This window comes from Actinomyces sp. (assembly GCF_030524025.1).
Taxonomy (GTDB): domain Bacteria; phylum Actinomycetota; class Actinomycetes; order Actinomycetales; family Actinomycetaceae; genus Actinomyces.
Genome location: NZ_JAUNHI010000010.1, coordinates 62,521 through 70,817, shown reverse-complemented (window position 1 = coordinate 70,817; position 8,297 = coordinate 62,521). Strand labels below are relative to the sequence as shown.

General features: G+C 73.9%; 9 protein-coding genes and 1 pseudogene. 2 read left to right on the top strand and 8 right to left on the bottom strand.

The genetic code is table 11. From position 1 onward, the window contains the following. Positions 1-218: 218 nt before the first annotated feature. From Q4C85_RS05825 to Q4C85_RS05815, 3 genes are all read right to left on the bottom strand, one after another. A complete protein-coding gene (locus Q4C85_RS05825) occupies positions 219-800 on the bottom strand; it encodes a biotin transporter BioY (protein WP_303140534.1) in 582 nt (193 codons plus the stop codon). Positions 801-1,203: 403 nt separating this feature from the next. Then, a complete protein-coding gene (locus Q4C85_RS05820; protein ID WP_303140533.1) occupies positions 1,204-1,617 on the bottom strand; it encodes an alpha/beta hydrolase in 414 nt (137 codons plus the stop codon). A 2-nt stretch (positions 1,618-1,619) separates the two neighbouring features. After that, a complete protein-coding gene (locus Q4C85_RS05815) occupies positions 1,620-1,808 on the bottom strand; it encodes a hypothetical protein (protein ID WP_303140531.1) in 189 nt (62 codons plus the stop codon). A gap of 255 nt (positions 1,809-2,063) precedes the next feature. On the opposite strand from Q4C85_RS05815, the gene Q4C85_RS05810 reads away from it, so the two are divergent. Continuing rightward, on the top strand, positions 2,064-2,552 hold the full coding sequence (locus Q4C85_RS05810; protein ID WP_303140530.1) for an NUDIX domain-containing protein: 489 nt from the start codon (positions 2,064-2,066) through the stop codon (positions 2,550-2,552). Between the two features lie 68 nt (positions 2,553-2,620). Here Q4C85_RS05810 and Q4C85_RS05805 read toward each other — a convergent pair whose 3' ends face one another. Continuing rightward, positions 2,621-3,274, bottom strand: coding sequence for a VOC family protein (locus Q4C85_RS05805; RefSeq protein ID WP_303140529.1), 654 nt, complete (start codon positions 3,272-3,274; stop codon positions 2,621-2,623). Between the two features lie 616 nt (positions 3,275-3,890). Continuing rightward, a complete protein-coding gene (locus tag Q4C85_RS05800; protein ID WP_303140528.1) occupies positions 3,891-4,856 on the bottom strand; it encodes a patatin family protein in 966 nt (321 codons plus the stop codon). 239 nt (positions 4,857-5,095) lie between these two features. Between Q4C85_RS05800 and Q4C85_RS05795 the strand changes: the two genes are divergently transcribed. Beyond that, positions 5,096-6,202, top strand: coding sequence for an NADH:flavin oxidoreductase/NADH oxidase (locus tag Q4C85_RS05795; protein WP_303140527.1), 1,107 nt, complete (start codon positions 5,096-5,098; stop codon positions 6,200-6,202). Positions 6,203-6,300: 98 nt separating this feature from the next. Here the strand turns inward: Q4C85_RS05795 and Q4C85_RS05790 are convergent, their stop codons facing one another. The 3 genes and pseudogenes from Q4C85_RS05790 to Q4C85_RS05785 all read right to left on the bottom strand — a co-directional run bounded on the left by Q4C85_RS05790 (position 6,301) and on the right by Q4C85_RS05785 (position 8,141). Further along, entirely contained in the window at positions 6,301-6,666 is a 366-nt protein-coding gene (locus tag Q4C85_RS05790; protein WP_368501418.1) for a YchJ family protein, read from the bottom strand. A 12-nt stretch (positions 6,667-6,678) separates the two neighbouring features. After that, a pseudogene (locus Q4C85_RS11760) lies at positions 6,679-6,756 on the bottom strand (SEC-C metal-binding domain-containing protein); the annotation flags it as partial. Between the two features lie 5 nt (positions 6,757-6,761). Then, positions 6,762-8,141, bottom strand: a complete 1,380-nt coding sequence (locus Q4C85_RS05785; protein WP_303140525.1) for a M18 family aminopeptidase — start codon at positions 8,139-8,141, stop codon at positions 6,762-6,764. Positions 8,142-8,297: the final 156 nt, after the last annotated feature.

Here is an 8,297-nt window from a genome sequence, read left to right as displayed (position 1 = left end):
CCCGGGGGTCTGGTCCCACGGTGGGGGCCCCGGCCGCCCGCGACCCGGGGCCATCGGCGGGCCGCCGGCCGGCGGGCGGCGCGGGCCGGCGGCCGGGAGGAGCACTGCGGTGAGGGGCAACCGCCGGAGGGGTCTGCCGCCAGGGGCGGCGTCGTCGGGACATGGTGTCGGCCCCGATGCGGCGTCGGCCCCAGCGTCGACCCACCCCCGCGGGTGCGTCAGCCGCGGCGCGGCGGGAGGGCCGAGGCGACCACCGACTTGAGGACGTCGCCGGCGATGAAGGGCAGGACGCCGATACTCACCGCCGTCAGCCACGTCACCCCGGTGACGGCCTTGAGCCAGATGAGACCGGGGACGTAGACCGAGGCCGAGGCCAGGAGCATGAGGCCAAGGCGCACCAGGATGCTGTAGCGCGGGCCGTCGGCGGTGCGCGACGTGGCTCGCCCGGCGATGGCGGCGGCCAGGCCGTAGCCCAGGACATAGCCGAAGGAGGCCCCCACGCCCGAGGCCCAGCCCTCCAGGACCGGGACACCCAGCGCAGCGGCCAGGGCGAACAGCCCCACGGAGGCCAGGGCGCGCCGGGAGCCCAGGAGGCCACCGACACCGAGGGCCGCGAAGGTCCCCAGCGTCACCGGCACAGGGGTGAAGGGCAGGGGCAAGGAGATCTGGCCGATGAGGGCGATGGCGACCGCGCCCGCCAGGACGAGGCCGAGCTCGCGGGCGATATCGACTGCCAGACTGCGGCCACGGGCGACGGCGGTGGATTCGGTCAGGGCGGAGGAGGAGCGGTTCGTCGTCATGCCACAACCGTACGGTCCCCCGGCCCCGCGGCGCAGCGCAGAAGAACGCCCGGAAGGCCGACCCGCCCTTGTGGGAAACCTCCAGGTGAGGCCTGACTGCGCTCCCCCCACTCGCCGAGATCGGTAGATATGACACCTCGAGATCGGGACATATGACACCTCGAGGTGCCATTAGTCCCGATCTCGGCGAGGGGAGGGCCCCGGACTGACGCGCTGAGCCTCGGAGCCGTGCCGCCCAGCCCATGTCCCCGCCCTTTGGACCTACTCTTCGTGGCTTCGGTGCCCACTTCTCGTGTCTGGCACGCGAAAGGCGGCAGGAAACCCGAGACACCTGGGTCATCGAGGTGCTGGACTCGGCGCGCGGCTCAGGTCCTGGCGTCGACCCAGTCGAGGATCTCGGCCGTCACGAGGTCGCGGTTGGTCTCATTGAGCAGCTCGTGCCGGCCCCCCGGAACAGCCGCAGGCCGACGTCCTCCACCCCTGCCCTCCGGTAGGCCCTCGCCACCTCGCGCGGCCCGCGGCCGTGGGCGCCGACGGGGTCGCAGTCACCGGACATGACGAGCAACGGCAACTGCGACGGCGTCGCCTGGACGACCTGCTCGCGGGCGGCGGCGCGCGCACCACCGGCCAGGTCACGGTAGAAGGCGGCCGAGGACACGAAGCCGCACCACGGGTCGGACAGGTAGGCGTCAACCTCCCGGGGGTCGCGGCTGATCCAGTCGAAGCGAGTGCGCCGGGGGTGCAGGCCCGCGTTGTACCGGGAGAAGACGAGCCAGTCGAGCCCGGGGCTCGTGGCCCTGGCCCCGCGCAGGCGCACGGTCAGCGCGCCGAGTGCTCGGCCATGCCGTGGACAACCTGGATAGCCGCGCACGGAAGGCGCGGACGGCCCTGAAGGCTCTGGGGGTCGTGCGCCACGCTCCCCAGGGCCTCCACCCCGTCGGGCAGCCAGCTGCGGACCGTCAGCGCGACGCCGTCCCGCCCGGGGACCTCAGTCGCTGAAACCTGCATCGGATGACGCCTTCCTGGAGCCTGCCCGCAGGCTACCAGCGCGCCCTCCCCGGGCCCCGGCCGTCTCCAGGGAGGTCGCCGGCACCGGTCCCTGTTCGCCGGCCGCGTCCTGGGTGCTCGGTGGCCGGGAGAGCAGGCTCCCCCAGCCGCAGGCGGGACGACGTCGTCGGAGCACGCCGCGCACCCCGTGCACGCCGTGCACGACGCGGGCGACCGGCGTTCGGGGCAGGAGCTCACCGGCGCTACGGTGAGGGCATGGCCCCCAGCCGATTCACACTCGTTCCCGCCGCCTACGTGTTCCTGCTGCGCGAGGGCGGCGCTGGACCCGAGACCCTCCTCCAGCTGCGCCGAGACACCGGGTACATGGACGGCTACTGGGCCTGCGGCGTGGCCGGGCACGTCGAGCCCGGGGAGTCGGTGCTGACCACCGCGGTGAGAGAGGCGACCGAGGAGGTCGGGGCAGTCATCGAGGCCGCGGACCTCGAGCCGCTCACCACGATGCATCGCACCGGGGATCCCGGCGGGGCGGCCCTCGAGCAGAGGGTCGACTTCTTCTTCACAGTGCGCCGCTGGAGCGGCACCCTCCAGGTGCGCGAGCCCGACAAGAGCGCCGGCCTGCGATGGTTCGCGCTGTCTGCGTTGCCCGAGCTCGTGCCGCCGCACGAGCGCCACGTCCTGGGACGCTTGGCCGCCGCGCTGGACACGGGCGAGCCCGTCCCCGCGGTCATCGCCTTCGGCTTCTGAGCCCGCGCCTCGAGGCGGGCCGCCCACACACCGGCCCTCGTCGGATCAGTCGATCATTCGGCCAAGCCTCAGCCGACGGCCAGACGCAGCTCGTTGCCCCAGGGATCGGCGACCAGCAGGCGGTCGGCCGCGTCGTCGTCGAGGACCTCGACACCACGGGCGCCCAGACGCTCACGAACCGCAGCGAGCTCGGTGGGGTCCGGCACGAGAATCTCGGCGGTGCCCAGGCCGAGCGCCGGCGCGCGCAGGCCCGCGCCGCGCGAGCCCCACACGTTCATCGCCATGTGGTGGTGATAGCCGCCGGCCGACACGAACAGCGCGGAGCTGGGCATCTCGCTGGTCACCTCGAATCCCAGGGCGTCGACGTAGAAGGCGCGAGCGGTGTCGATATCACCCACGCGCAGGTGGACGTGCCCCACACCGCCGGCCACGCCCAGCCCGTCGTCGGCGGCGACCTCCTGCGCCGGGCCGACCGACTGCCCCTCCTTGGCCTCGGCGATGGCGCGCCGCGTGGCCGAGGCGCCCAGGTGCCGGGCGAGGAACTCGTTGGGGTCGATCGGCAGGGTTTCCATGCGCACACGACCGTCCACCCACTGCCAGGTCTCGCGGGGTCGGTCCCAGTAGAGCTCGACGCCGTTGCCCTCGGGGTCGTGGAAGTAGAAGGCCTGGGACACGAGGTGGTCGCCGGGGCCCTCGAAGGACTCGGCGTGGCGCACCCACATGCGAACGAGGGAGCGGGCGAGCTCGGCCGGGGTGTCGAAGACGATCGCGGTGTGAAACAGGCCGGCGCTGCCCGACGGCGCGGGGCCAGGCCCGGGGATTCGACGAGCACGACGACCGTGCGCTCACCCAGGCCCAGAACCGTTCGCCCCGGTGCGACGGACAGTGGGGTGAACCCGACGCCGCGGACGTAGAAGTCCTCCATGACCCGTCGGTCGCGCACCAGCAGCTCGACGGCCCCCATCGAGGTGGCGTCGGCCAGGCGCTGACCGCCGGCGCCGTCGGGTTGATGCCTGCGTCGGTCAGCGGCAGGCGCCCGCTGGGCGGTGGATGCGGCAGTGGACATGGATGCCTCCTCATGTTTGTTGAACTATCAACATTCGCGGGGGTGGCGATAGTCCGGGACGCATCCGTGATGCCGGGCACATGTCGAGCCTATGCCGGCACCATGGAGGGGCGCGGCTTCGGAGGCTGCGACGTCGGCGGGATCCCCCGCCCCACCGGGAGATACCCACCTCAGGACGCTCCTGCGCTCCGCCGTGTCATATCTACCGATCTCGAGGTGCCATATGTCCCGATCTCGCGAGGGGTAGGCGAGCGTGAGCGGGCCCGGGAGAGCTACAGGCCGAGGAACTTGAGGATGGCGGGGAGCTCCCGGCGGGCCTGGACGAGCCCCGCCTCATAGGCGCCCACCACACGGTCGTAGCGCAGGTCGCCGTTGGCCACGGCGAGCCTGTCGGGCCTGAAGAGGTAGACCCGGCCCTCGCGCTGGGCCTGCTCGAGGGCCTCCAGGGTCCGGTTGTAGTTCGCCGGGCGGTTGACGATGCCCTGCGCGACCGCCGGGTACTTGCGGAACAGCGCGCGGTAGGTTCCCGGGCGCCTCTCCGCGGGCTTGCGGTAGCCCTCGGGGCGCGTCATGACCACGAGCATCCGGTCGTAACCGTCGGCGGCTGCGGCGTCGACGGCGATGCCGCCGGTGGGCCCGAGGGCACCGTCGAGGTAGGGCACGCCGTCGAGCTCGACGATCGGCATGAGCAGGGGCATGGAGGACGAGGCCCGGCACCGCGGCAGCAGGTCGGCGAGCTCCTTGACGTCCTCCAGCCCCCAGTAGACCTGCTCGCCGGTGTCGCAGCGGAAGGACCCGATGCGCACGGTCGCCGGGGAGGAGGAGAAGGCCTCCCAGTCGAAGGGGATCGACTCGTCGGGGGCGGCCGTGTGCAGGTAGATGTGCTCGGAGTTGAAGTAACCCTGCCCGCGGGCGAAGCTGCCCCAGCCTCCCGCATGCGGGTCGGTGGTCAGGCCGACGAACGCCTCGCGGGTGCGCCACAGGTCGCGTGAGACCATGTTGACGGTGTGGGTCGAGCCCGCGGAGATGCCGCCGACCCACGGGAAGAACAGGCCCTCCTCGAGCAGCACCCGCACGAGCGCCGCCGTGTAGACCCCGCGCATGCCGCCCCCTTCGAAGACCAGGGCGACGTCCTCGACCCGCGAGGTCACCGGCGCCGCGGCGTGGCCGGGGTGGCCGTAGGGCACGGGGCGCGGGGTGTGTGCGGTCCGGAGGTTCTCCGGTCCGGCAGTCGTCATGGTGCTCGTCGTACTCACGGGGCCGGCAGGGTTGACGGGTTTGACGGGGTTCACGGAATTCGTCGTGCTCATCGTGGGACCAAGGCTATCGGCACTCCCGGGACGCGCCACAGGGCGTCCCCAGCGGCGAGACGCCTCCAGTCCCTCCGCTGCCGTCGGGCCCGTGCCCCGGAGCACGCCGGGGCGAGACGCGTCACGCGCCCTGGCACACCGGCTCCCGCCGGGCATAGCGTGAGGCCATGATGCTGCCCCGGATCCTTGAGCCCCTGAGGCTGCGGGAGTCGACCGCCCGAAACCGTTTGTGGCTGCCGCCGATGTGCATGTACTCCGTCACCGAGGAGGACGGCGCCGTCACCGACTGGCACGTCCTCCACTATGCGACGAGGGCGGCCGGCGGCTTCGGGACCGTGGTCGTCGAGGCCACGGCGGTCACCCCCGACGGGCGCCTGTCGGTCAACGACCTGGGTCTGTGGGACGACGCCCAGGTGCCCGGGCACGCGCGGGTCGTCGAGGCGGTACATGCCCAGGGTGCGCTGGCCGGGGTCCAGATCGGCCATGGCGGCCGCAAGTCCGGGACAGCCCCGATGCGGCCGGGCGCCGACGAGGGGACCGTGCCCGGCTGGGACCTCGTGGCGCCCTCGCCGCTGGCCTTCCCGGGCCTGGCCGAGCCGCGCGAGCTCGGCACCGGCGAGATCGACGCGCTCATCGCCGCCTTCGCCGCGGCCGGCGGGCGTGCGGTGGCCGCCGGCTACGACCTCGTCGAGATCCACGGCGCCCACGGCTACCTCATCCACCAGTTCCTCTCCCCGCTGTCCAACACGCGCTCCGACGCCTGGGGCGGGTCGGCGCAGGCCCGGCGTCGCTTCGCCCTCGAGGTGGTCGGGGCCGTGCGCGAGGCCATCGGTCCGCGCACCGTGCTGGGCATCCGCCTGTCGGCCACGGACTGGCTCGACGACGGCCTGCGCGCCGCCGACACCGCCGAGCTGGCGGGCCTGCTCGTCGCCGCAGGGGTCGACGTCCTGCACATCTCCAGCGGCGGGCTCCTGCCCGCGTCGATCCCGGTGGGAGCCGGCTACCAGGTGCCCCTGGCCGCCCAGGTCAAGGCCGCCGTCGAGGGCACGCGGACGCCGGGCGGGGGCACTCCGGTCGTCGTGGCCGTCGGCCTCATCACCGCGGCCGCCCAGGCCGAGCAGATCCTGCGCACCGGCCAGGCCGACGCGGTGGCTACGGGGCGCGCGGCCCTGCGCGACCCCTACCTGCCGGTGCGCTGGGCCCACGGGCTGGGGATCGACTACTGGCAGGACGCCGGCCTGCCCGTCCAGTACTGGCGCGGCGCCTACGGCTGACCCCACACGCTTGACCCACACTCTCCCGCCCCCACCCCGCGAGATCGGGACATATGGCACCTCGAGATCGGGACCTATGGCGCAGAAGGCCGACGGCGTCACCCGCGGCGCCCCCGACTGTCATCCCCGACCGCCTCGACGTACACCCACCGGCCGCCCCGGCGGCGGAACAGGCTCCGCTCGTGCAGTGCATCGCCCACCGGGCGCCCGCGCATGTCCGAGGTCGTGCAGTGAGCCGTGAAGTCGACGATGGCCTCCCCGGGTCCGGGAAGCCCGGCACCTGTCGGCGCGCCCGCCTCGACCACCTCGTGAATCTCCAGGCGCGTCCAGCGCGTGCCCGGGTGGCAGTAGGGCCCCGGCGGACGCGTGCGCGGGTGCCAGCTGCGGAAGAGGTGGTCCTCGTCGCCCAGGACGTAGGCGGTGAACCGCGAGCGCATGAGCGCCTCGGCGGTGGTCGCGGGCACGCCGTCGAGAACCGGTTCGCAGCACCGGGCGAAGGCTGACCCCGAGCCGCACGGGCACGCGTCGTCGCCGCGGGCGCCGGCCCGCCGCACGGCGCTCACGGCTCGAGCCCCAGCCAGAAGGCGTGCAGCCCCCGGGCCAGCAGCGGCCCGTCGACCACGGCGCACATCTCGCGCTGGGAGTGCATGGACAGCAGCGCCTGTCCGACGTCGACAGTCGTCATGCCCAGCCGGGTGGCGGTGATCGGCCCGATGGTCGACCCGCAGGGCACCGAGTTGTGGGACACGAAGTCCTGGCAGGGCACCCCTGCCGCCGCGCAGGCCCGCGCCCACACGGCGGCGCCCACCGCGTCGGTGGCGTACCGCTGCTGGGCGTTGATCTTGAGCACGGGCCCGCCCCCGAGCCGCGGGCGGACGACGGGATCATGGAGGTGGCCGTAGGCGGGGTGCGCCCCGTGGGCGGCGTCGGCGGACACGCACACCGATCGGGCCAGGAGCGCCGCCCGGGCCTCGGCGTCGGCGCCGAGGGCCCGGCCGAGTCGTTCCAGAACCGTCTCGAGGAAGGGGCCGGCCGCCCCCGAGCGGGTCGCCGAACCGACCTCCTCGTGGTCGTTGGCGACCAGGACGACGGGGCCGGGGACCGAGGCTTCCTCGCGCGCGAGCGCCTCGAGGGCGGTCAGTGCGGCGTGGACCGAGCTGAGGTTGTCGAGCCGCGACGAGGCGAGCAGCTCGCCGCGCCGCCCGAAACGGGCCGGCTCCTGGGTGGGGTAGGTCAGGACGTCGTGGGCGAGGAGATCGGTGGGGTCGATCCCGGCCTGCTCACACAGGTACCGCTCGGGGTCGTCGGGGCGGCAGTCGCCGTCGGCCAGCGCCCACAGCGGCACGAGGTGGGTCTGCCGGTCCAGGCGGAGGGCCTCGTTGACACCGCGGTCCAGGTGGGGGGCCACCTGGGCGATCCGCGCGACCGCCGGCGTGCGCACGAGGTGGACGGCGCCGTCGCGGGTGACGAGGCGCCCGGCCAGGCCCAGCTCGCGGTCCAGGAAGGAGTTGAGCAGTGGGCCGCCGTAGACCTCGACGCCGAGCACCTGGAGCCCGTCGCGCACGACGGCGGCGCGGGGCTTGAGCTTGAGGGCCGGGGAGTCGGTGTGGGCGCCGACGACCCGGTAGCCCGCCCGCGCCTGAAGGTCCTCGGGCAGCACCCAGGCGATGATCGCCCCGTCGCGCAGGACGTAGCCGCGCCGTGGCAGCCGCGCGCCCCAGGCCTGGGTCTCCTCAACCCCGACGAAACCCACCTCCCCCAGGCGTGCGGCTGCCGCGGCGGCGGCGTGATAACTCGACGGCGAGGCGGTCACGTAGTCGATGAGTCCGGCGGTGTAGGCCTCGGCGTCCCGCAGGGCGTTGGGACCGGCGGGGTCTGCGGCAACCGGCGCGACCGGGGTGTCGGTCGCGGCCGGGGTGTCGGCGGTGGATGGAGCCATGCGCCCAGTGTGTCACCCCGGTGGGCGGCGCCGTCGACAGCCGGGCACCCGGCCTCGCCCCGGAGGTCCGCCACCGCTGGCGGGCCGGGGTCGGCTGGGTGAGAATCGGGCCGTGACCCACGCCTCCCCGCCTGCAGCGGGCCCCGCAGCCCCATC